The organism is Pseudothioclava arenosa, assembly GCF_002358085.1.
GTDB lineage: Bacteria > Pseudomonadota > Alphaproteobacteria > Rhodobacterales > Rhodobacteraceae > Pseudothioclava > Pseudothioclava arenosa.
Genome location: NZ_NTJD01000002.1, coordinates 101,486 through 123,851, shown reverse-complemented (window position 1 = coordinate 123,851; position 22,366 = coordinate 101,486). Strand labels below are relative to the sequence as shown.

Below are 22,366 nucleotides of genomic sequence, written 5' to 3'. Positions count from 1 at the left end.
AGCCGCATCGAAGCCTCAGGCGGCGTCCGACAGAACCTTGGCAAGCTCGAACAGACGGCGGCGCTGCGCCTCGGGAATCGCGTAATACGAGCGCAGGAGCGCCAGCGCTTCCTTGTCCGAGAGAATGTCCCCCGCAACCTCACGTTGCGTTTTGGCCTCACCCGCGAGACCTTCGAAGAAGAAGGCCACCGGCACACCCAGCGCATCGGCAATGTCCCACAGACGGGAAGCGGAAACCCGGTTCATCCCGGTTTCGTATTTCTGGATCTGCTGGAATTTGATCCCGACCTTGTCAGCAAGTTGTTGCTGCGTCACGCCAATCATCCAGCGACGGTGACGGATCCGCTTGCCGACATGGACATCCACAGGGTGCTTCATGAACTCATCCTCGTTAAATCTTTCAGTCAAACTAGCAGGCTTATCCGGGATCCGAGCGCGCGATCCGCACAGACCTGTCCAAAAAGACAGGCCGGATCGGGCTCTGCGGCGGCCTCTTCACGAAGCCGTGAGATGCAAGCATGAGGAGGCCTAACCTTTTAGATAGTTCGCCTTCTGCGTGTTTTGCATTTTGCAATGCATTTTGCATCTGTCGTTGGGGCAACTTGTCGATCTCGCAACGGGCTTTCCGGACATGATTCGCCCTATGGGTGAATACGCCCGGCGCTCCACCACCCCCTTCCCCTCCGCCGTCGCAGTTCTTATCCTGCGCGCGCCGCATCGCGGCACCCACGATCCAGCAGCCCGAAAGGACGCCCGATGCGCGCTTTCCAGATCGCCGAATCCGGCACCGCCCCCCGACTGACCGATCTGCCCGCGCCGCCCGCGCCGGGCACCGGCGAGCTGAGCGTCGAGATCGCGGCCTGCGGGCTGAATTTCGCGGATCTTCTGATGATCGAGGGCAAATATCAGGACACGCCTCCTGCCCCCTTCGTGATGGGGATGGAGCTGGCCGGCACGGTAATCGCCGCCGGCCCCGGCACGACAATCGCGCCGGGCACCCGCGTTGCGGTGTTTGCCGGTCAGGGCGGGCTGGCCGAGGCGGGGAATTTCGCGGAAAGCCGCTGCACGCCGATGCCGGACGCGATGAGCTTTGCCGAGGCCGCCGCGTTCCAGATCGCCTATGGCACCTCGCATGTGGCGCTTGAGACGCGCGGGCGGCTTGCGCCGGGCGAGACGCTGGTGGTGCTGGGGGCCGCAGGCGGCGTCGGGCTGACCGCGGTCGAGATCGGCAAGCGGATGGGCGCGCGGGTGATTGCGGTGGCGCGCGGGGCCGACAAGCTGCGGATCGCGGAAGCGGCGGGCGCCGATGTCCTGATCGACGCGGAAACGCCGGACCTGAAAGCCGCGATCAAGGCCGAGGGCGGCGCGGATGTGATCTATGATGCGATCGGCGGCGCGGCGGCCGAAGCGGCCTTTGCGGCGTTGAAACGTGGCGGGCGGTTTTTGGTGATCGGCTTTGCCTCGGGCAGCCAGCCCCGGCTGAAACTGAACCACGCGCTGGTCAAGAACCTCGAAATCCACGGGCTGTACTGGGGCGGCTATCTCGATCTCGATCCGGCCGTGCTGACCGGCTCGATGCAGAGCCTCTTCGACTGGTTCACAGAGGGCGGCCTGAAGCCCCATATCTCGGGCGAATTCCCGCTTGAGGAGACGCCCGAAGCGCTCGACATGCTGCGCACGCGGCGCTCGACCGGCAAGGTCGTGGTGCTGACGCGCTGATAACCTCGTGAAGCAGGCGGAAAATCGGTCTCAGACGCTTGAAATGCGCCCCCCGCCTGCCAATATCCTTTCCCAAGGGGCGGATCAGGGACCGCCTTCAGACCAATGGAGTGAACAATGGCAGAATTTGACACGCTTCACCGCACCCAGGCCGGTGCCCGGAGCGCGGCAATCGACGAGGGCCTGCGCGCCTATATGAACAAGGTCTATGGCCTGATGTCGGTGGCGATGCTGATCACCGGCGCCGTGGCTTGGGTTCTGGCCAATATGGCCATGACCACCGACGCCGCACAGGCCGTCGCCCAGATCGGGACCGACAAATACCTGACCCAGTTCGGCGCGCTGATCTATACCTCGCCGCTGAAATGGGTGCTGATGTTCGCCCCGCTTCTGGTCGTGTTCGCCTTCGGCGCAATGATCAACCGCCTCAGCCTGCAAGCCGCGCAGGGCGTCTTCTGGCTCTATTCGGCGCTGGTCGGGGCCTCGATCTCGTCGATCTTCCTGGTGTTCACCGGCACCTCGATCGCGCAGACCTTCCTGGTGACCGCGATCGCCTTCGCCGCGCTCTCGCTTTACGGCTACACCACCAAGCGCGACCTGACGGGGATGGGTTCGTTCCTGATCATGGGCCTCGTCGGCCTGATCGTGGCCTCTCTGGTCAACATCTTCCTCGCCTCCTCGGCGCTGCAATTCGCGATCTCGGTGATCGGCGTGCTGATCTTCGCGGGCCTCACCGCCTATGACACGCAGAAGATCAAGCTGGTCTACCTGCAGCTGGCGAATTCGGACCAGGAGTTCCTTGGTAAGGCGGCGATCATGGGGGCGCTGAACCTCTATCTCGACTTCCTGAACATGTTCATGTTCCTGCTGCACTTCCTCGGCAATCGCGAGTGATCGGCTGAGATAGCAAAACAAAAAGCCCCGCCATCGTGCGGGGCTTTTTCATGCGGGGACGCGGGGTGCCTAGCGCAGCTTGCAGGCGACATCGAGCATCCGGTTCGAGAACCCCCACTCATTGTCATACCAACCAAAGACCCGCACGAGGCCGCCGCGCGCCACCCGCGTTTCGGGCAAAGCCATGATGACGCTTTCGGGGCGCTGGCGCAGGTCGGTCGAGACAAGGGGCCGCTCGGTCACGCCGACCACCCCACCCGCCGCCGCAAGCGCCGCATTGATCGTGGCCTCGTCCGCCGGGCGTTCCAGCATCACCGCCAGATCCACCGCCGAGACGCTGGCCGTCGGCACCCGCACCGCCTGCGCGATGATCCGGCCTTCCAGCTCGGGCAGTACCCGGTCCAGCAACCGCCCCGCCGAGGTCGTCGTCGGCACCATCGACAGCGCCGCCGCGCGCGAGCGGGCGAAATCGGCCGCGGGCGCGTCCACCGTGGGCTGGCTGCCCGTGTAACAATGGATCGTCGTCATCGTCCCCGAGACGATCCCGAATTCCGCATCGAGCAGCTTGGCCAGCGGCGCCAGCGCATTGGTCGTGCAGCTCGCGTTCGAAATGATCCGCTGATCGCCCAGCCGCGCGTCATTGGCGCCCAGCACCAGCGTGAATTCGGCGGCCTTCGACGGCCCGGAAATCAGCACACGCGCAGCACCCGCGCGCAGGCCCCGCCCCGCCGCTTCGGCGGTCTCGGCATGGCCCGTGCACTCCATCACCAGATCGACGCCCGTCAGATCCAGCGTCGAGATATCGGGCGTGCGATGGAGCGGCAGGCGCAGCCCGTCGATGACCAGCGCGCCGTCTTCCTGCTCGACCGAGCCCTTCCAGGGCCCGAACACGCTGTCATATTCAAAGAGATAGGCGCACATCTCGGGCGCGGCGATGTCGTTCAACCCGACGATCTCAAGGCCCGGCCAACGCGGCCCGCCAGGCGCCCGCTCGGCCAGCGCCGCACGCAGCACCGAGCGACCGATCCGCCCCAAACCGTTGATGAACACGCGCATTGCCGCCTCCTGCCCGAAATCCGGGGCCGTCCTTGCGCCCTTCTACGCGCCCGGACGCGCCGGGAAAAGCGCGCGATTGTCACCGTTACGAGAGGGGCGTGGCGATCCCGCGAGGACTCGAACCCCGAACCTGCTGATTAGAAGTCAGCTGCTCTATCCAGTTGAGCTACGGGACCGCACGGGGTTCTTTTGCGGCAAGGCGCGCGCGCGTGCAAGGCCTCCGCAATGGCGCGGGCGCTATTGCGGCGCCAATTCGATCGTCATGAAGGCCGACATCGGGTCTGGGCGGTAGCCCTCGAACGGGTCGCAATAGCTGAACCCCGCCGTTTCATAGAGCCTGCGCGCGGCAAGGAACGAGGCCTGCGCCCCGGTTTCCAAGCTGAGCCGTTCAAGCCCCAGCGCGCGGGCCTCAGAGATCAGATGATCGAGCATCACCCGCGCGAGGCCTCGCCCGCGCACCTCAAGGAGCACATGCATCGACTTGATCTCGGCATGCGGGCCCGACAGTTGCTTGAGCGCGCCCATGCCGATCGCGCGACCCTCTTCGCGCATCACATAGAACCGGATGCCGGGCGCCGCCAGCGCCGAAGCCGGCAGCATGTGGATCGACTCGGGCGGCGTATCGGCATGCATGTCGGCCGTGTGCCGCTGATGCAGCAGCGCCAAGTTTTCTTGTACGGGATGTTCAAGCGTGATCGTAATCATGCCCGCAGGCTACGCCCGCGCCCGGAAATTGAAAAGGGGGCCCGAAGGCCCCCACGTGTCGCGCCCTTGCGGTGCGAGCTCAGTGCGTCCAGTTCGCGCGGCGGCCCGAGGCGAAGTTTTCGCCATAGCCCATCGGGCGGATGTTGGCGGCGCGCTTGTGGCCCTCGGTCACGACGTAATCGAGGCCGTTTTCCTTGGCATAGGCCTCGGCAGCCTCGCGGCTTTCGAACTTGAGGCGCACCTGCGACTGCGTGTCGTCCGAGCTGGTCCAGCCCATCAGCGGGTCAATCTCGCGCGCGTCGGCCTGGACGAAATCCAGATACCAGAGCTTGGTCTTGGCCTGACCGGATTGCATCGCGTTGCGGGCCGGTTGGTAGATGCGCGCGCGCATGGGCTTCCCTCCTGAATTTCTCGCCTTTTTCTACTGGATCAGCCCAAAAGCGCAAGCCCGGATTGGCCAATTTGCCGCAGCCGGGGCCGCAAGAGCACAGCGGACCGCAGGCGACCCGCAGCGCTGGCTGCCGGCTGACTTGGGGGAGCGAGGGGTGGGGTGGGTGCGTCAGCCGGCAGCCCTATGCTGCTTGCCCGAACAGAATGCGAACAAATCCGCCAAGCCACAACCAAAACACGTCAGATCACACTGATTTAATTGATAAAATTGAGACGATAGATTCACCCGCGATTAACCTCTGCCGCAACCCCTTGAAAGAGAACGAAAAGAGATCAAGTATAGCGGCAACGAAAGGTGCGCCCGATGCCCCACAACACCACGAACCTGCCGATGCAGCGCCCCGCGGTGCTGACCCGCCCCAAGCTTGAGGGCGGGAAGCGATTCGTGATGAAGACCGAATTTTCCGCCGCCGGCGACCAGCCTGCCGCCATCGCAGAGCTTTCGGCGGGCGTGCGCGAAGGCGAACGCAACCAGGTGCTCCTGGGGGCGACCGGCACCGGCAAGACCTTCACCATGGCCAAGGTCATCGAGGAAACCCAGCGCCCGGCGATCATCCTTGCGCCCAACAAGACGCTGGCCGCGCAATTGTACGGCGAATTCAAGGGGTTCTTCCCGGATAACTCGGTCGAGTATTTCGTCAGCTACTACGATTACTACCAGCCCGAGGCCTATGTGCCGCGCACCGACACCTATATCGAGAAGGAATCGCAGATCAACGAGCAGATCGACCGCATGCGCCACTCGGCGACGCGGGCGCTGCTGGAGCGCGACGACGTGATCATCGTCGCCTCGGTCAGCTGCATCTACGGTATCGGCTCGGTCGAGACCTATTCGGCGATGACGCAGGACCTGACCGTGGGCGACCTGATCGAGCAGCGCAAGTTTCTCGCCGAGCTGGTCGCGCAGCAATACAAGCGGCTCGACGCGGCCTTCGGGCGCGGCAGCTTCCGGGTCAAGGGCGACACGGTCGACCTCTGGCCCGCGCACCTCGAAGACCGCGCCTGGCGCTTTAGCTTCTTTGGCGAAGAGCTTGAAGCGATTATCGAATTCGACCCGCTGACCGGGCAGAAAACCGATACGTTCGAGCAGATCCGCATCTATGCCAACAGCCATTACGTGACGCCGCGCCCGACGCTGCAACAGGCGATCAAGGGTATTCGCGTGGAACTGGCGCAGACCCTGAAACGGATGCAGGACGAAGGTAAACTGCTGGAGGCGCAGCGGCTCGAACAACGCACGAATTTCGACCTCGAGATGCTTGAGGCGACCGGCGTCTGCAACGGGATCGAGAATTATTCGCGCTACCTGACGGGGCGCGCGCCCGGTGAGCCGCCGCCGACCCTGTTCGAATTCATCCCCGACCATGCCATCGTTTTCGCCGACGAATCCCACGTCACCGTGCCGCAGATCGGCGGCATGTACCGGGGCGACTACCGGCGCAAATCGACGCTGGCCGAGCACGGGTTCCGCCTGCCGTCCTGCACCGACAACCGCCCGCTGAAGTTCGAGGAATGGGACGCGATGCGGCCGCAGTCGGTCTTTGTCTCGGCCACCCCCGCCGCCTGGGAGATGGAGCAGGCCGGCGGCGTCTTTGCCGAGCAGGTGATCCGCCCCACCGGGCTTCTGGACCCCGAGGTCGAGATTCGCCCGGTCGAAACCCAGGTCGATGATCTGCTCGACGAAATCCGCCAGGTGGCGGCGCGCGGGCTGCGGGTGCTGGTCACCACGCTGACCAAGCGCATGGCCGAAGACCTGACCGAATATCTGCATGAACAGGGCATCCGCGTGCGCTACATGCACTCGGATATCGACACTATCGAACGGATCGAGATCCTGCGCGATCTGCGGCTGGGCGCGTTTGACGTGCTGATCGGGATCAACCTCTTGCGCGAGGGGCTCGACATTCCCGAATGCGGGCTGGTGGCGATTCTGGATGCGGACAAGGAGGGATTCCTGCGCTCGGAAACCTCGCTGATCCAGACGATCGGGCGGGCCGCGCGCAACTCCGAGGGCCGGGTCATCATGTATGCTGACCGCATCACCGGCTCGATGGATCGCGCGATCGGCGAGACCAACCGCCGCCGCGCCAAGCAGATCGCCTATAACACCGAGCATGGGATCACCCCGCAGACCGTGAAGAAGAATGTCGAGGACGTTCTGGCCGGGCTCTGGCAGGGCGACACGGACATGGCGCGCGTGACGGCGCAGGTTGAAAATGTGAAACCCGGCGCCAATCTCGCGGCCCATCTGGAGGAGCTTCGGTTGAAAATGCGCAAGGCGGCGGAAGACCTCGAATTCGAGGAAGCCGCCCGGCTGCGCGATGAGATCAAGCGCCTGGAGGCGGTGGAACTGGCCGTGGCCGACGATCCGCTGGCGCGCCAGTCCGCCGTCGAGGCTGCGACCGAGGCGGCGGTGGCAGTGCGCGGGCGTTCAACCGCGGGGCGGCCGGGGCAGCGTGGCGGCTTCAAGAAACGGAAGAAGTGACGCCATGTCAGCGTCTTCATTCTGCCTGTTTTTTGATCTGCGTCAAAGCACCGCAGGGTGTGATCGCTAACGTCCCCCCGACATCTGGGGGAGTCGCAAAATGCAGCCGTCTTTGATCGCAGCGAATATTCAGTGCCCGATTTTATCACAAGCCAAACTTGAGACCCGCGAATTTCTCGTGGAGCGTAGCCGGATTCGCCGGATGGAGCGTGGTGAGGGGATCTTCCTGCACCAGACGCCTGCGCGCAGCTGTTTTGTCGTGATGAACGGCTGGGTGAAACTCTATCGCATTCTCGATTCGGGCGATGAGGCGGTCTTGCGCATGCATACCCGTGGCGAGGCCTTTGCCTTTGCCGACGTGCTGCGCCGGGGCGACCATCAGTATGGCGCGGACGCGGCCTCGGAATGCCTTCTGCTGGAAATCCCCGCCGACGCGCTGCGCCAGGTCCTGAACGACGACCCCGCCTTCGGGGCGATCCTGCTCAGCCACAGCTTCGAGCAGATCGACGCGCTATCGGACCAGATCGAAGCCCTGAAATGCCAGTCGGGCATTCAGCGCGTGGCGGCCTTCCTGCGCTATCATGCGCGCCCGAAAGGGAACCACCTGTTCGTGACCCTGCCCTATGAAAAGGTGCTGATGGCGGCTTATCTGGGCATCAAGCCCGAAAGCCTGTCGCGCGCGCTGGCCAAGCTGCGCCAGCATGGCGTGGTGGCGGTCGATGGCGGGCTGGAAATCACCGATCAGGGCGCGCTCGATGAGTTGATCGCCTCGCGCGCAGTCGAACGGCGCATGGCGGCCCGGTAAGCCGCCACGCTTTTTCGATCAGCTTTTCGGATCGCTGACGCTCAGGCCGAGCATGCGCCAGACCTGCATCCCCCCGCGATAGTAGTAAATCCGGTCCGCCGGAAAGCCGGCCTCGATGATGCGGCGGATCGCGGTGGGCGACTGCCCGCACCACGGGCCGTTGCAGAACAGCGCGACCGGCTTGACGTCGGCGGGGCATTCATAGCCCTCGAAATCGGGTTCGCAGCCCAGCTCATGCAGGCGGTCGGCCATTTCGGTATAGGGCATCGAGATCGCGCCGGGGATCGTGCCGCCCTCGTAATCGGGCACGACGCGGCTGTCGATCACGGTTCCCGAGCCGGTCGAGAGGAACTCAAGCAGTTCCAGCTCACCGATGGTGGTGACGCCGGGTGCCGGGTTCATCGGCTGGATGCAGAAATTCGGGCAGGGCCGCGAAGTGCGCGCCCATTCGCCGCTCAGTTCGTTGGCGGTATCCTGAATGCGCGAAATCTCGGCCGGGCCATCGGCGGTCTGCACGGTGACCGAGGCGATATCGGGTCGGATATTGACGCTTTCGGCAAAGGCGGGCGCCGCGAGCCCGGCGCCAAGCGCCATCAGAAATGCTAGGTTTTTCATAAAGGTCTCCTCTCTCTGGGCGAAGTCTAGCGCGCCCATCCGGCGGGTTCGATCACATTGCGGTGTGCGGGGCGCTTGCCCCGCGCGCAAGCCCCGCCTAGCCTCGCGCCATGACAACCGCGCTTATCCTCGGGGCCGCCGTCTGGCCGGGCGGCCAGCCCTCTCCGGCCCTGCGACGGCGCAGCGAACAGGCCGCGCGCGCCTTTCACGCCGGGCGCGCCGACCGGATCATCTGTTGCGGAGGCGTCGGGCGCCACGGGCCCAGCGAGGCCGAAGTGATGCGCGATCTGCTTGTGGCGGCGGGGGTGCCCGAAGGCGCGATCTTGCTGGAGACCCGATCCTCAACAACCTGGGAAAACATTGCCGAGGCCCGCGCGCTCTGCCCCGAACTGCAAGAGGTTCTGCTGGTGAGCGATGGCTATCACCTGCCGCGCGCGCGGCTGATTGCACGGGCGCAGGGGCTTGTGGCGCGGGGCGAAGCGGCCAGCACCGAGGGGCTCAGTCCCCGGCAAAAGCGCCGCGCCGTGCTGCGCGAGGCGGCGGCCTTTCTCAAGACCGGCTGGCAGATCCTGCGGCGCGGCTGAGGCGGCTCAGAAGTCCGCCATCACCTCATACATCACCGGCTCGAAGCCGCGGCAGAGCGTGGCGATATGGCGGTTGCGCTGGATCATCTCGGGGGTGCGCAGCATCGCCTTGTAATTGTCGCGATGCTCCCATTTCGAGTAATTCGCGATCCGGGTCTGCGCGTCGTTCATATGCAGACCCGCGCCGATGAAGCCCGGCTGGTGGCGGATGCAGTTGTCGTAGGCATCCTTCAGCGCATCCATCAGTTCATTGGCGGTGGCAGGGGTCATCTCGAACGTGCAGATCACGGTCTGTCCGTTGAAATCCTTGCTAATTTCGGTCATGGCAGATCCTCCTTTGCCCCATGCTCGCACAGGCGGGCGGAAAATCAACCCCGCTCAGAGTCCCACCAGCGCGATCGCGGGCAGCGTCAAGATCAGCGCGATGCGCAGAAGGTCCGCGCCGACGAACCAGATCACCGCGCGCCAGGTCGCCGAAGCCGGGGTGCGCCCGTCAAGCGCGCCGATCACGAAGAGGTTCAGCCCGACCGGCGGCGTGATCAGCCCGACCTCGACGGTAATCAGCACGAGGATGCCGAACCAGATCCCGGCCTGGTCGGGCGGCAGGCCGAAGTCGAGGCCCTGAAAGATCGGCCAGAAGGTCGGGATCGTCAGCAGGATCATCGAGAGCGAATCCATGAAGCAGCCGAGGATCAGGTAGATGACGAGGATCAGCGCCAGCACCGCCCAGGGGCCGACGCCAAAGCCGGTGACCAGTTCGGCGATTTCCTGCGGCAGCCGGGTGAAGCCCAGAAAACCGTTGTAGACCGCCGCGCCGAGGATGATCAGGAACACCATTCCGGTGGTCTCGGCCGTGGCGATCAACGCGCGCCAGAGCCCGCCGCCCCGCAGCCCGCCCTGCAGTGCCGCGACCAGCCCCGTCGCGCCCGCGCCGAGCGCCGCGCCTTCGGTCGGCGAGACCACGCCGCCATAGACCCCCCCCACCACCGTCGCAAAGATCGCCAGCACCGGCCAGACGCCGACCAGCGCGCGCAGCCGCGCGCCATAGGGCAAGGGCGCATGGGCCGTGGCGGCCTCGGGGTTGCGGATCAGGTAAAGCCGCACGGCCAGCATGTAGCCCGCCACCGCCAAGAGCCCCGGCAGCACCGCGGCGGCAAAGAGGCGCGCGATATTCTGCTCGGTCAGCATGGCAAAGATCACCAGCACCACGGAAGGCGGGATCAGGATGCCAAGCGTCCCCCCCGCCGCCAGCGCCGCCGTCGACAGCCCGCCCGCATAGCCCGCGCGGCGCATCTCGGGCAGGGCCACGCGGCCCATCGTGGCGGCCGTGGCCAGAGACGAGCCGCAGATCGCACCAAACCCCGCGCATGCCCCGATCGCCGCCATCGCCAGCCCGCCTTTGCGATGCCCGATCCAGGCTTCGGCGGCGCGAAACAGCGCCCGGCTCAGCCCGCCCTGCGTCGCGAACTGCCCCATCAGCAGGAACAGCGGCACCACGGCGAGGTCGTAATTGGCGAAGGTCGAGAAAGACTCGTTCTTCATCTTGGCGAGCCACATGTTAGGGCTGCCGGTCACGAGCCACAGCCCCCCGGCGCCCACCGCCAGCATCGCGAAGCCGATCGGCGCGCGCAGCGCGATCAGCACCAGCAGCAGAGGGAAAGACCAGAGCCCGAGCGCCAGATCAGACATCCCTGCCCTCCAGCACCGCGCGCAACCCGAGCGTGGCCGCCGTCAGCGCGCCAAGCGCCGCGCCCGGCAGGCAGGCGGCATAGGCCCACCAGACCGGCAGATGCAGCAGAAAGGTCGTATCACCCGCGCGCATCTTGGATTGCATCCCCGCCTCCAGCCGCCAGGCGATAACCGCCAGCAGAAGCGCCGCCAGCGCCTGCCAGAGCAGCTCAAGCACGCGGCGCGCGGGGGATGGCAGGCGTTGCACGAATATATCGACCTGCGCATGGGCGCGGCGCAGCTGCACCAGCGGCAGAAAGGCGAAAACGATCGGCGGAAGGGCGTGCTCGACGATCTCGAAGCTGGCCTTGAACGGGCCGATGCCGCTGTCGAGAATGGCCTGCGCCAGCCCCGCCGCATGCGCCCCGGCCCAGGCCGAGGTCGCGAATTTCAGCGCCAGCGCCCCCAGCGCGCTGAGACAGACCATTGCCACCAGCGCCAAAAGACCAACGCCGCCCAGGAGTGCAAAGGCACGCACGGGCGGCGCGATCAGTTTATGGGTGGCGCGCGGGTTCACTCGGCCGAATGCTGGGCGATCAGGGCGCGCGCGCGCGCGATCAGCGCGGCGCCGTCGATGCCCTGCTCCGACATCTCGGTCGCCCAGGCCTCGATCACCGGCTGCGAGGCGGCTTCCCATTCGGGCGTAGTCTCGGCGGGAATGGTGACGATCGTGTTGCCCAGACCCTCGGCGAAAGCACGCGACGGCACGTCTTCGCCCTGCTGCACCTTGCCTGCATTGGCCGAGAAGGCCGCGCCCGAGACGCTGTCGATCGCGGCGCGCAGGTCTTCGGGCAGGCCCTCGTAGCGGCCCTTGTTCATCGCGAGGATGAAGGTCGCGGTATAGATCGAGGGGCCGGCGAATTCGGTGTGGTTATGCACGATCTCGCCCACCTTGAGCGAGGCCGAAACCTCCCACGGCAGGAGCGCGCCGTCGATCACCCCGCGCGCGAGGCTTTCGGGCACCGCCGGCACCGGCATGCCGACCGCGGTCGCACCCAGATGCTCCAGCAGCTTCGTGGTCACCCGCGACGGGCCGCGCAGCGTCATGCCCTTGAAGTCATCAAGCCTCGAAATCGGCCGGTTCGCATGGATCACGCCCGGCCCGTGCACCCAGGCGCCCAACAGGTGCAGATCCTTGAAATCATTGGAGACCATTTCCTCTTGCGCAAGGTCCCAATAGGCGGCTGAGGCGGCCTCGGCGTCAGCAACCATGAACGGCAGCTCGAACACTTCGGTGCGCGGGAAGCGGCCCGGCGTGTAGCCCGGCAGCGTCCAGATGATGTCGACGACGCCATCGGTCGCCTGATCGGCCAGATCGGTGGGTTTGCCGCCCAGCTGCATCGAGGGGTAATGCTCGATCTTGATGCGACCCTGCGAGGCCTCTTCGACCGCGGCAATCCAGGGCGTCAGGATCTGGGCCGGAACAAAGCTGTTCTCCGGCAGAAACTGATGCAGCCGAAGCGTGACCTCTTCGGCCCGTGCGGGGCTCGCGAGCCCAAGGGCCAGCATGGCAGTGGCAAGAATGCGTTTCATGGATCCTCCTGTCCTGTCAGGCGCTTTATCAATGCACGAACCCTCTCTGTCCAGAGAGCGCCCGACAGATTGCAGCCCATGAGCGACGTGCGCGAGGGGAAATTTTGCGCGCCCTGCCCCCTTGTAATCGCGCCCGCCCGTACGGGCTCTACGCGCAACAGGTTCCGCGAAATCGCGCCTGAGCCCGCTTGCCTCTCGCACGCGCGCGCGATCCGCGTTAAAGAGGGGGAAATCGAAGGGGGACAGGCTCGTGACGGTTCGGAAATACGGTGGATTCGGCAAGGCTGCGATGATCGCGGCGCTCGGGATGACGACGGCTTTGGCGGGTGGCGCCGGGGCGGAACCGACGACGGGGTTTTCGTTCAACAGCTTCGGCCTGCCCGGCCTGATCGACATGCCCTCGGCCGAGGTGCGCCCCGATGGCGAGTTTTCCTCGACGGTGGCGCTGCGCGATGGCGACATGCGCGGCTCGTTCAGCTTTCAGATCCTGCCCTCGCTGACCGGCACGCTGCGGTTTTCGCGCTCGGACGAGCTGGGCGGCGGCGACACGCTGAAGGACCGCAGCTTTGACCTGCACTGGCAGATCCTGAGCGAAGAGGGCTGGCGCCCGGCGGTCGCGGTCGGCCTGCGCGATATGGTCGGCTCGGGCACCTATTCATCGGAATACCTTGTCGCCACCAAAAGCTTCGGCCCGCGGATCAAGGCCACTGCCGGTCTCGGCTGGGGGCGCCTTGGCACCGAGGGCGGCCATGGCGGCGGCACTCGGCCCGCGCCCTCGGGCGATGGCGACATTAATTCCGACATGTGGTTCCGCGGCCCTGTCGCGCCCTTCGCGGGTCTGGCCTATGCCGCCAGCGACCGGCTGACGCTCAAGGCCGAACTCAGCTCGGACGCCTATCTCGCCGAAGAGGCGAACGGCTTCGACCGCAAGACCTCGCTGAATATCGGCGCGGATTACAAATTCAACGAGATGATCGGCGTGGGCGCCTATTACCTTGCCGGCTCCGAGGTCGGCATTCAGGTGAATATCGCGCTGGACCCGCGCAACCCGCCGGCGCCTTCGGGGCTGGAGCGCGCGCCGCTGCCGGTGCGTCCGCGCGTGGCGCCGGGCGCCGATGTCGACGGCTGGACGGGCGCCTGGAGCGCCGATCCGACCGCGCGTCCCGCGATTCAGAAATCGGTGGCCGATGCGCTCAAGGCCGACGGGCAGCTGCTGGAAAGCATGAAGCTCACCGCGACCGGCGTCGAGCTGCGCGTGCGCAACGAAACCTATGACGCGCGCCCGCAGGCGATCGGCCATGTCGCGCGCATCCTGACCCGCGCGATGCCGCCCTCGGTCGAGAGCTTTACCATCACGCTGGTGGAAAAGGGCATGCCGACCTCGTCGACGACGCTGCAACGCTCGGATATCGAGGCGATGGAGAACGGCCCCGCCCATGAGATTCTGGCCAAGACCGCGATCTCGGAGGCCGCACTTGGCACCGCGGGCTATGACGCCAACCCCGATCTCTATCCGCGCTACAAATTCGCGCTCTCGCCCTATCTCGACCTCGGGCCGCATCAGGCGGGCGAGAATATGCGCGCCGATGTCGGGCTGCAGTTCAAGGGCCGCTTCGAGCTGGCGCCGGGGCTGCTGCTGTCGGGCACGGTGCGCCAGCGCGCCGCGGGCAATATCGAGGACGGCACCTACACGCCCTCGCTGACTTCGCCGGCGGTCGTGCGCTCGGATATCGGACTCTACAAGCAAGAGGGCGACCTTGCGGTGCAGAACCTGATGCTGTCGTGGTACGGGCGCCCGGGCGACAACCTCTATTCGCGCGTCTCGGTTGGCTATCTCGAACGGATGTATGGCGGCGTGTCGGGCGAAGTGCTGTGGAAGCCGGTGGATTCGCGCCTAGCCCTTGGCGCCGAACTGAACTGGGTCAAGAAACGCGACTATGACCAGCATTTCGGCTTCCAAGATTACGACACGGTCTCGGGCCATGTTTCGGCCTATTACGACTTCGGCAAGGGCCTGACCGGGCAGCTCGATCTCGGCCGCTACCTCGCCGAGGACTGGGGCGCAACGGTCTCGGTCGATCGCGAGCTGGCGAATGGCTGGAAGGTCGGCGCCTTTGCGACGCTCACCGACATGAGCCAGGCCGAGTTCGGCGAAGGCGGCTTTGACAAGGGCATCCGCCTGTCGATCCCGCTGTCCTGGGCGCAGGGCAAGCCGACGCTGGCCACCTTCGACCATACCGTGCGCCAGTCGATCGGCGATGGCGGCGCGCGCGTGGATGTCGAGGGGCGCCTTTACGAAACCATCAAGGACACCCATGTCGGCGCGCTCTATGACGACTGGGGCCGCGTGTGGCGATGAGCCTGAAGCGCGCGATCCCGGCGGCTCTGCTCTGCGCACTGGCGCTGGGGGCCTGTGCGCGTGACAGCGCGGGGCTTGGCGCGGCACCGACGGGTGGCAGCCTGCTGGCCGGGTCGTTGGCCAGCGCCCTGCCCGGCCGCAAGGCCAAGGCCGGTGCGCCGCAGGACGTGGCCACGATTGCCGCCAATGCGCTGGCCGCGAACAGCGGGCCAGTGCTGCTGGCACAGTTCGAAGGGGCCCCCACGCCGATGGTCATGGCCGAGCGCGGGCGCAACGGCGCGATGCGCACCTTCATCTCGCCCGACAACCGCGCGCTGATCCTGCGCGACGGGATGATGGCGGGCACGCGGGGCCTTGGGCGCGACCTGATGTCGTCGGAGACCGCGGAAAGCGCCGCGCTGATCGGCGCGCGCAAGGCGGGCACGGCGAAGCGTGTGCAATATTATCTGGACGGTGACGGGCTGGAACGGCCGCTGCCGATGACCTGCACGATCGCGCCGGGCGCGCCAATGCAGCAGCAGGGCGTGACGGTGACGCCGGTCTCCGAGACCTGCGCGCCGGCGGGGGCCGAGAACAGCTATATGGTTGGGGCGGATGGCCGCATCCTGGCGTCGCGGCAATGGATCGGGCCGCGCATGGGCTATCTGAACATCACGCAGCTGCGCGACTGAGCCACGAGCACATCTTTATGCGAAAGGGGCCCACGCGGCCCCTTTTTGCTGCCCGGCCCTGCGCGCGGCCCCCGGACAAACGAAAAGGCCGGGAAGCCATTCAGCTTCCCGGCCTTTGGTCTGGGCTTGCGCCCGAACCCTATTAGTCGTTCGACGCCACGGCGATGCCGACCAGCAGCAGCAGCGGGATCAGGATCGCGGCGTTCGACGACGACGCGCCTTCGGCGACGACCGGCTCTTGAGCGACGACCGGGGCTTCGTAGCCGCCGGCAACAGCGGTGGTGGCGGTCAGGCCGAGGGCCAGAGCGAGGGTAGCGAGTTTTTTCATAGTAATCTCCGTCATTACTTGAGACAGCCGCCAACTGTCGGCAGCATCGGGGTGACACTTACACAGGCCCCGAGAATTGCAAAGAGGAAAACGGAATGTCCTCAATATGGTTGAGGCGACTGTTGCAGTTTCGCACATCCCGTAACGGAAAGCGCCTGTATTTTCGGCCCGGACGCCGCGCGGATGTCCGCATGGGAAAAATTTCTGTGTTTTCCCCGTGCCTAAGCCGCGATAATACGCTTTTTGCAACAGCCACATTTGTGCTCCGAAATCGTGCGGCCGCAGAATCACGCCGCAGCCCGGGCGGGAGAACCTAGATGAAAATCGTGATGATCGGGACCGGATATGTCGGACTGGTGTCGGGCGTGTGTTTCTCCGACTTCGGGCACGAGGTGATCTGCGTCGACAAGGACCCGCGCAAGATCGAGATGCTCGAACGCGGCGAGGTGCCGATCTACGAGCCCGGGCTCGAGCAACTGATGGCGAAGAATGTCGAGGCCGGGCGGCTGAGCTTTTCGCTCGACCTCAAGGCCTCGGTGGCAGATGCGGAGGCGATCTTTATCGCGGTCGGCACGCCGACGCGGCGCGGTGATGGCCATGCCGACCTGAGCTATGTGATGGCCGCCGCCGAGGAAATCGCCCATGCGATGACCGGCTACGCGGTGGTGGTGACGAAATCGACGGTCCCCGTGGGCACCAACCGTCAGGTCCGGCAGGTGATCCGCAAGGCGCGCCCCGATCTGGAATTCGACGTGGCCTCGAACCCCGAATTCCTGCGCGAAGGTGCCGCGATCGACGATTTCATGCGCCCCGACCGGGTCGTCGTCGGCGTGACCTCGGAGCGCGCGAAAGAGGTGATGGGCGAGATTTATCGCCCGCTGTTCCTGCGCGAATTCCCGATCCAGTACACCGATCTGGAAACCGCCGAGATGATCAAATACGCGGCCAACGCGTTCCTCGCGACCAAGATCACCTTCATCAACGAGATCGCGCGGCTCTGTGAAAAGACCGGCGCGGACGTCAAGGAAGTGGCCCGCGGGATGGGTCTTGATGGCCGCATCGGCAACAAGTTCCTGCACGCGGGGCCGGGCTATGGCGGCTCGTGTTTCCCGAAAGATACCAAGGCGCTGGCCCGCATCGGTCAGGATTATTCCAGCCCGATGGAAATCGTCGAGACGGTGATCCGCGTGAACGAAGACATCAAGCGCCGGATGATCGACAAGATCGTCGATCTTTGCGACGGCACGCTCAATGGCAAGACGATCGCGGTGCTGGGCGTGACCTTCAAGCCGAACACCGATGACATGCGTGACGCGCCCGCGCTGACGATCGTGCCGGCGCTGGTGGGTGGTGGCGCCAAGGTCAAAGTCGTCGATCCGCAGGGCCGCGCCGAGGGCGAACATCTGCTGCCCGGCGTGCATTGGGTCGAGGACCCGTACAAGGCCACGACCAAGGCCGATTGCGTGGTGATCCTGACCGAGTGGAACGAGTTCCGCGGCCTCGACCTGAAGAAGATGGCGAAAAAGATGACCAGCGCCCGCATGGCGGACCTGCGCAACATCTATACCGCGCGCGATGCGAAACGCGCGGGCTTCGAGGCTTATATCGGTGTCGGGCGCCGCACGCTGGGCGAGCAGGACGACTGACGCCTAGCCGCGCCGCCGGACCATCAGCGAAAGCGTAAACAGCACCGCCGCCGCCGCCACGATCGACGGCCCGGCGGGGGTGTCGAGTTGCAGCGAGCCGTAAAGCCCCGCCAGAACCGAGGCCGCCCCCACCGCCGTGGCACCCAGCGCCATCGCCTCGGGGTTGCGCGCAATCTGGCGCGCCGTGGCCGCCGGGATGATCAGCAGCGCCGCGATCAGCAACGCCCCCACGATCTTGATCGAAACCGCCACCGTCAGCGCCAGCGCGACCGTCAGCGCGAGCCGTTCGGCCCGCGGGTTCAGCCCCGAGGCGCGCGCGAGTTCCTCGTTCAGCGTCGCGGTCAACAGCCCCTGCCAGCGCCAGGCCAGAAGCGCCGCGACCAGCGCCGCGCCGCCCCAGACGATCGCAAGATCCGTGCGGCTGACCGCGAGGATATCGCCAAAGAGCCAGGCGCTCAGGTCGACCCGCAGCCCCGACTGGAACGAGGCCGCGACCAGGCCGAAGGCCAGCGCCGAATGCGCCAGCACGCCTAGCACCGTATCCATCGCGTGCCCGCGCCCCGAGAGCCCCGCCACCGTCAGCGCCATTCCCAGCGCCACCGTCAGCGTGCCGACATAGACCGAGATCCCGAAGGCGAAGCTCAGCGCGACGCCAAAGATCGCGGCATGGGCGGTCGCGTCACCGAAATAGGCCATCCGCCGCCAGACTACGAAAGACCCCAAAGGCCCGGTGGCCAGCGTCAGGCCAAGCCCGGCCAGCGCCGCGCGGATCAGAAAATCGTCAAGCATGGTCATGGTGATGGTGCTCATGTGCGGGGTCATGGGTGCAGGCCGCCCCGCCCTCGTGTTCGTGGTCGTGTTCGTGGCGATAAAGGGCAAAGGCGCCCCCGGTGCCCAGCCCGAAAAGCGCGCGATATTCGGGCGCCTCGGACACCACCTTGGGCGTGCCCTCGCAGCAAACATGGCCATTGAGGCAGATCACCCGATCCGAGGCCGACATCACCACATGCAGGTCATGGCTGACCATCAGCACCGCGCAGCCGGTTTCGGTGCGCAGATCCTCGATCAGCCGGTAGAAGGCGGCGGTGCCGGGCTGGTCGAGCCCCTGCGTCGCCTCGTCGAGGATCAGGATCTGCGGCCGCATCAGGAGTGCACGCGCCAGCAGCACGCGCTGGAATTGCCCACCCGAAAGCCGCGCGAGCTGGCGCGTCTCAAGCCCCGGCACGCCGGTATGGGCCAGCGCCTCGGCGGCCTCGGCATCGCTCACGCGGCGCGGCAGCGACAGGAACCGGCGCACCGTGATCGGAAGGCTCGCGTCGATATGCAGCTTTTGCGGGACATAGCCGATGCGCAGGCCCGGCGCGCGGATCACGCGCCCCTCGGCGGGCGTTTCCAACCCGATCAGCGCCCGCACCAGCGTCGATTTTCCCGACCCGTTCGGGCCGACGATGGTCACGATCTCGCCCGGCTCAAGCGCGAGATCGACCCCGGCCAGCACCCGGGTCTCACCGTACTCCACGGCAAGATTCTCCGCGCGGATAAGCGGCGTCATACGGCCTCTCCGGCGCAGGCGGGACAAAGGCCGAGCGCCTCGATATTGGCGCGCTCGACGGTGAACCCGGCCTCGGCGGCGGCGGCATCAAGGGCCGCGCGCACGGGCTCGCCCGCCGCTTCGGCCACCGCATCGCAGGCCCGGCAGATCAGGAAGACGGGCGCATGCGCCTGCCCCGGATGCATGCAGGCCGCAAAGGCGTTCAGCCGCCGCACGCGATGCGCAAGCCCTTGGTCTACAAGGAATTCCAGCGCGCGATAGGCCACCGGCGGCTGCGAGCCGAAGCCCTCGGCCGCCAGCTTTTCCAGCACCTCATAGGCGCCCATCGCGCGGTGTTCCTGCAACAGGATCTCAAGCGTCCGGCGGCGCACCGGCGTCATCCGGGCGCCTGCGCGCGCAGCCACATCCTCGGCCCGCGCCAGCGTGTCGCGCGCGCAGTGATCGTGGTCATGGCTGGCAAAGGCCAGTGACGGCTGGGATTCGTTTTTCATGTTATACTGTCACATTCATCTTGACGCGTTACGATATAACATAAATATATTCGACCGGATCAACAAGACCAGAATGGACCCGACATGAAGCCCTTGCTCGCCTCCTTGCCGCTCGCCCTCCTCCCCGCTTTCGCCAATGCGGAAGTGCCGCGCGTCGTCACCGATATTCCCGCCGTGCAGTCGCTTGTCGCGCAGGTGATGGAAGGTGTCGGCGCCCCCGAGGTGCTGCTGGAGCAGGGCGCCAACGCGCATAACTATCAACTCCGCCCCTCGCAGGCGCGCGCGCTGCAAGAGGCCGATCTGGTGGTCTGGATCGGGCCGGAAATGACGCCCTGGCTGGGGCGTGCGATCGAGGGCGTAAGCCGGGGCGGCGCGCTGTCGTTGCTGGACGCCCCCGGCACGCATCTGCAGGCCTTTGGCGCGGGTGCGCATGACCATGATGACCACACCGAGGAGACACACGACGACCATGACCACGAGGCCGAAGCCAAGGCCGACATGCATGACGATCACGACCACAGCGGCACCGACCCGCATGTCTGGCTTGATCCGGTCAATGCGCAAAGCTGGCTGGGCCTGATCGCGCAAGAACTCTCGGCCCGCGACCCCGCTAACGCGGCGCAATATGCCACCAATGCCGAGGCGGCGGCAGCGCGGATCGCGGCGCTCGACACCCGGATCGCCGCCGAGCTGGCGCCTATCGCGAGGCGCCCCTTCGTCGTGTTCCATGACGCTTACGGCTATTTCACCGCGCATTACGGGCTGACGCAGGCGGGCACGGTCGCGCTTGGTGATGCCGCTGCGCCGGGGGCCGAACACCTCTCGGAGCTGCGCGCCGACTTGCAGGCAGGCGGCGTGGTCTGCGCCTTCCCCGAAGCTCAGCATGACCCGAAACAGGTCCGCCAGCTCGTCGAAGGCACGGGTGTGAAACTGGGCGGCGCGCTGGACCCGTCGGGTTCGAGCCTCCCCTATGGCCCGGCGCTTTACGAAGGGCTGATGCAGGGGCTGGCCGATACGCTGACCGCCTGCCTCGCCGATTAAGCGCCCGGCCCCGGCTCGGGCGGCTCCAGCAGGTCTTCGATGAACAGGCTCAGGAGCTGCGGCCGCCCGCTCACCCCCGCCTTGCGATAGATCGCGGCGGTCTGCGCCTTGACCGTGCCTTCCGAGGTCGTGCGCAATGCCGCGATCTCGGAGGTCGAAAGCCCCTTGATCGCAAACAGGGCCACGTCGCGCTCGGCGGGCGACAGGCCCCATTCCACGAATCTTTCCTCAAGCACCTCGGCAAAGGCCGATGACGCCCGTCGGAGCTTTTCACGCGCCTCGCGCGCCTCGTGCAACGATCGCCAGAGCATGATCGCGCCAAGGATCACCCCCAGGATCAGCCCGATCGCTGCACCGATCTCCAGCACCTCGCGGCTTTGCCACGAGATCGGCTCCAGATAGACGCCGAACACCGACAGGAGGATATCCGAGACGAAAAACAGCGCACAGAGCGCCTGGATCGCGAGAACGGCCAGAAGGGTCAGGATACGCGTCACAGGCGGCACCTCGCGCCGCTTCGCTCAGTCATCATCATCCGAACCGCTCCCCGAGCCGGAACTGTCGTCCGAGTCGTCGTCATCGCTGTCGGAGCCCGAATGATCGTCATCGTCGTCGCGATCATCGCGGTCGTCGTCGTAAGAGCCGGAGTCCTTGTCATAGCTCCGCCCCGCGCTCGACCCGTCGCTCAGTTCGGGGATATGGCGCCCACGGCGATCGCGCAGCAGGTCGCGCAGGATCTCTCCGGTGCGCGGGTCCAGCACGATCTCACGCTCGGTGTCGCCCCGGCGCGCGGTGATCCGCATCCGGCCCAGGAGCGTGCGCCGGACGGAAACGTCGCGATAGCCGAACGACTCGAGCTGGCGCACCACCGCATCGACCGGCGCCTCGGCCCGGGCCAGACCCGGAGCCAGCGCGGCAGCGGCAAGACCCGCACCCAGCCGTGACAGGAACATGCGCCTGTTCATGAGAGACCCTTCCCGAACGCTCCTGACATCAGAAGCGCCCCCGATAATGCGGGGGCGCTGTGCTGCGGGCAAGGGGGCTTACCCACAGCACGTCGACAGATTCGACACTGCTCAGTCGTCGTCGCCGTCATCGTCCGAACCGGAACCGCCATGATCGTCGTCATGGTCGTCATCCGAGCCGCTACCCGAGTGATCGTCATCGTCGTCATCGTCGTCGTCATCCGAGCCGCTGCCCGAGTGATCGTCGTCGTCATCCGAGTCGTCGTCGGAATCATCATCGGAGTCGTCGTCATCGTCATCATCGTCGTCATCGAGGAAGTCCTCGTCGCGATCGCGCACCGAGACGCCCCGGCTCATGTCTTCGCCTTCGCGCACGGTGTGCGTTTCCTGCTTCAGGACCTCGCCGGTCTCGCGGTCATAGATCACTTCGACTTCGGTCGTGCCATCGCTCGCCTCGACCTTGATCTCGGTCGGGCCGCGCTTGATCTCGATCGAGGTGAAGCCCTGCGCGGTGAAACCGTCTATGATCGACTGCGTCGAGACTTCGGCCGAAGCCGCGCCCCCGGCGAACGTGGCCGCGGTGGCCAGCATCAGGAATTTACGTTTCATCTCTGTCTCCCTTGGTTCCGGCGGCGGATCGGTGCCGCGATGACCCCAATAGAGAGGAGTTTTGCCGGGCCGGCTATTGAACCGAAGGACTAAAACACCCTGTTCTGTCGTTGGTTGAGCCGCATATATC

Annotated in this window: 25 protein-coding genes and 1 tRNA gene; 9 read left to right on the top strand and 17 right to left on the bottom strand. The window is 65.9% G+C overall.

Annotation, left to right across the window (positions count from 1 at the left end; translation table 11 throughout):
* Window positions 1-15: 15 nt before the first annotated feature.
* Window positions 16-378: a helix-turn-helix domain-containing protein gene (locus CLN94_RS02915; RefSeq protein WP_096430964.1), complete on the bottom strand. Its 363-nt coding sequence runs from the start codon at window positions 376-378 to the stop codon at window positions 16-18.
* A gap of 378 nt (window positions 379-756) precedes the next feature.
* Here CLN94_RS02915 and CLN94_RS02910 point away from each other — a divergent pair, with 378 nt between their 5' ends.
* A complete protein-coding gene (locus CLN94_RS02910) occupies window positions 757-1,719 on the top strand; it encodes an NADPH:quinone oxidoreductase family protein (protein ID WP_096430962.1) in 963 nt (320 codons plus the stop codon).
* A gap of 117 nt (window positions 1,720-1,836) precedes the next feature.
* Window positions 1,837-2,613, top strand: coding sequence for a Bax inhibitor-1/YccA family protein (locus CLN94_RS02905; RefSeq protein WP_096430960.1), 777 nt, complete (start codon window positions 1,837-1,839; stop codon window positions 2,611-2,613).
* 69 nt (window positions 2,614-2,682) lie between these two features.
* Here CLN94_RS02905 and CLN94_RS02900 read toward each other — a convergent pair whose 3' ends face one another.
* The 4 genes from CLN94_RS02900 to CLN94_RS02885 all read right to left on the bottom strand — a co-directional run bounded on the left by CLN94_RS02900 (window position 2,683) and on the right by CLN94_RS02885 (window position 4,765).
* Entirely contained in the window at window positions 2,683-3,669 is a 987-nt protein-coding gene (locus CLN94_RS02900) for a type I glyceraldehyde-3-phosphate dehydrogenase (protein ID WP_096430958.1), read from the bottom strand.
* A 99-nt stretch (window positions 3,670-3,768) separates the two neighbouring features.
* A tRNA-Arg gene (locus CLN94_RS02895) sits at window positions 3,769-3,845 on the bottom strand.
* A 61-nt stretch (window positions 3,846-3,906) separates the two neighbouring features.
* Window positions 3,907-4,374, bottom strand: coding sequence for a GNAT family N-acetyltransferase (locus CLN94_RS02890; protein WP_096430956.1), 468 nt, complete (start codon window positions 4,372-4,374; stop codon window positions 3,907-3,909).
* A 79-nt stretch (window positions 4,375-4,453) separates the two neighbouring features.
* The gene (locus tag CLN94_RS02885) at window positions 4,454-4,765 is read right to left on the bottom strand and encodes an ETC complex I subunit (RefSeq protein ID WP_096430954.1); all 312 of its coding nucleotides are present in this window, start codon (window positions 4,763-4,765) and stop codon (window positions 4,454-4,456) included.
* A gap of 363 nt (window positions 4,766-5,128) precedes the next feature.
* Between CLN94_RS02885 and uvrB the strand changes: the two genes are divergently transcribed.
* Both uvrB and CLN94_RS02875 read left to right on the top strand, forming a co-directional pair.
* Complete coding sequence (uvrB, locus tag CLN94_RS02880; RefSeq protein ID WP_096430952.1) at window positions 5,129-7,309, top strand: excinuclease ABC subunit UvrB; 2,181 nt, start codon at window positions 5,129-5,131, stop codon at window positions 7,307-7,309.
* Between the two features lie 202 nt (window positions 7,310-7,511).
* Window positions 7,512-8,114, top strand: coding sequence for a Crp/Fnr family transcriptional regulator (locus tag CLN94_RS02875; RefSeq protein WP_179300214.1), 603 nt, complete (start codon window positions 7,512-7,514; stop codon window positions 8,112-8,114).
* Between the two features lie 18 nt (window positions 8,115-8,132).
* Here the strand turns inward: CLN94_RS02875 and CLN94_RS02870 are convergent, their stop codons facing one another.
* Entirely contained in the window at window positions 8,133-8,729 is a 597-nt protein-coding gene (locus CLN94_RS02870; RefSeq protein WP_096430948.1) for a rhodanese-like domain-containing protein, read from the bottom strand.
* A gap of 110 nt (window positions 8,730-8,839) precedes the next feature.
* Between CLN94_RS02870 and CLN94_RS02865 the strand changes: the two genes are divergently transcribed.
* Entirely contained in the window at window positions 8,840-9,313 is a 474-nt protein-coding gene (locus CLN94_RS02865; RefSeq protein ID WP_096430946.1) for a YdcF family protein, read from the top strand.
* A 6-nt stretch (window positions 9,314-9,319) separates the two neighbouring features.
* On the opposite strand, the gene CLN94_RS02860 is transcribed toward CLN94_RS02865, so the two are convergent.
* From CLN94_RS02860 to CLN94_RS02845, 4 genes are read right to left on the bottom strand one after another with little or no spacing between them, the layout of a single operon-like run.
* The gene (locus CLN94_RS02860) at window positions 9,320-9,637 is read right to left on the bottom strand and encodes an antibiotic biosynthesis monooxygenase family protein (RefSeq protein WP_096430944.1); all 318 of its coding nucleotides are present in this window, start codon (window positions 9,635-9,637) and stop codon (window positions 9,320-9,322) included.
* A gap of 54 nt (window positions 9,638-9,691) precedes the next feature.
* Window positions 9,692-11,002: a TRAP transporter large permease gene (locus tag CLN94_RS02855; RefSeq protein WP_096430942.1), complete on the bottom strand. Its 1,311-nt coding sequence runs from the start codon at window positions 11,000-11,002 to the stop codon at window positions 9,692-9,694.
* Complete coding sequence (locus CLN94_RS02850) at window positions 10,995-11,558, bottom strand: TRAP transporter small permease (protein WP_096430940.1); 564 nt, start codon at window positions 11,556-11,558, stop codon at window positions 10,995-10,997. Before CLN94_RS02850 ends, CLN94_RS02855 begins: the two co-directional genes overlap by 8 nt.
* Window positions 11,555-12,574 (bottom strand): TRAP transporter substrate-binding protein, encoded by a 1,020-nt coding sequence (locus CLN94_RS02845; protein ID WP_096430938.1) that lies wholly within the window; start codon window positions 12,572-12,574, stop codon window positions 11,555-11,557. Before CLN94_RS02845 ends, CLN94_RS02850 begins: the two co-directional genes overlap by 4 nt.
* Before the next feature lie 250 nt (window positions 12,575-12,824).
* On the opposite strand from CLN94_RS02845, the gene CLN94_RS02840 reads away from it, so the two are divergent.
* Together CLN94_RS02840 and CLN94_RS02835 are read left to right on the top strand one after the other, a co-directional pair.
* A complete protein-coding gene (locus CLN94_RS02840) occupies window positions 12,825-14,933 on the top strand; it encodes a YjbH domain-containing protein (protein ID WP_096430936.1) in 2,109 nt (702 codons plus the stop codon).
* Window positions 14,930-15,604, top strand: coding sequence for a YjbF family lipoprotein (locus CLN94_RS02835; RefSeq protein WP_096430934.1), 675 nt, complete (start codon window positions 14,930-14,932; stop codon window positions 15,602-15,604). Before CLN94_RS02840 ends, CLN94_RS02835 begins: the two co-directional genes overlap by 4 nt.
* 142 nt (window positions 15,605-15,746) lie before the next feature.
* Here the strand turns inward: CLN94_RS02835 and CLN94_RS02830 are convergent, their stop codons facing one another.
* A complete protein-coding gene (locus CLN94_RS02830) occupies window positions 15,747-15,932 on the bottom strand; it encodes a hypothetical protein (protein ID WP_179300213.1) in 186 nt (61 codons plus the stop codon).
* A gap of 317 nt (window positions 15,933-16,249) precedes the next feature.
* Between CLN94_RS02830 and CLN94_RS02825 the strand changes: the two genes are divergently transcribed.
* Entirely contained in the window at window positions 16,250-17,578 is a 1,329-nt protein-coding gene (locus tag CLN94_RS02825; protein WP_096430932.1) for a UDP-glucose dehydrogenase family protein, read from the top strand.
* A gap of 3 nt (window positions 17,579-17,581) precedes the next feature.
* Here the strand turns inward: CLN94_RS02825 and CLN94_RS02820 are convergent, their stop codons facing one another.
* From CLN94_RS02820 to CLN94_RS02810, 3 genes are read right to left on the bottom strand one after another with little or no spacing between them, the layout of a single operon-like run.
* Window positions 17,582-18,367, bottom strand: a complete 786-nt coding sequence (locus CLN94_RS02820) for an iron chelate uptake ABC transporter family permease subunit (protein WP_096431443.1) — start codon at window positions 18,365-18,367, stop codon at window positions 17,582-17,584.
* Window positions 18,360-19,130: an ATP-binding cassette domain-containing protein gene (locus CLN94_RS02815; protein WP_096430930.1), complete on the bottom strand. Its 771-nt coding sequence runs from the start codon at window positions 19,128-19,130 to the stop codon at window positions 18,360-18,362. Before CLN94_RS02815 ends, CLN94_RS02820 begins: the two co-directional genes overlap by 8 nt.
* The gene (locus tag CLN94_RS02810; protein ID WP_096430928.1) at window positions 19,127-19,621 is read right to left on the bottom strand and encodes a Fur family transcriptional regulator; all 495 of its coding nucleotides are present in this window, start codon (window positions 19,619-19,621) and stop codon (window positions 19,127-19,129) included. Before CLN94_RS02810 ends, CLN94_RS02815 begins: the two co-directional genes overlap by 4 nt.
* Window positions 19,622-19,705: 84 nt before the next feature.
* On the opposite strand from CLN94_RS02810, the gene CLN94_RS02805 reads away from it, so the two are divergent.
* Window positions 19,706-20,662 (top strand): zinc ABC transporter substrate-binding protein, encoded by a 957-nt coding sequence (locus CLN94_RS02805; protein WP_096430926.1) that lies wholly within the window; start codon window positions 19,706-19,708, stop codon window positions 20,660-20,662.
* Here CLN94_RS02805 and CLN94_RS02800 read toward each other — a convergent pair.
* The 3 genes from CLN94_RS02800 to CLN94_RS13905 all read right to left on the bottom strand — a co-directional run bounded on the left by CLN94_RS02800 (window position 20,659) and on the right by CLN94_RS13905 (window position 22,236).
* Window positions 20,659-21,159, bottom strand: coding sequence for a helix-turn-helix transcriptional regulator (locus tag CLN94_RS02800; protein WP_096430924.1), 501 nt, complete (start codon window positions 21,157-21,159; stop codon window positions 20,659-20,661). The genes CLN94_RS02805 and CLN94_RS02800 overlap by 4 nt on opposite strands.
* 24 nt (window positions 21,160-21,183) lie before the next feature.
* Window positions 21,184-21,627: a hypothetical protein gene (locus CLN94_RS02795; RefSeq protein ID WP_143598868.1), complete on the bottom strand. Its 444-nt coding sequence runs from the start codon at window positions 21,625-21,627 to the stop codon at window positions 21,184-21,186.
* A gap of 111 nt (window positions 21,628-21,738) precedes the next feature.
* Complete coding sequence (locus tag CLN94_RS13905) at window positions 21,739-22,236, bottom strand: PepSY domain-containing protein (RefSeq protein ID WP_179300212.1); 498 nt, start codon at window positions 22,234-22,236, stop codon at window positions 21,739-21,741.
* Between the last annotated feature and the right edge of the window lie 130 nt (window positions 22,237-22,366).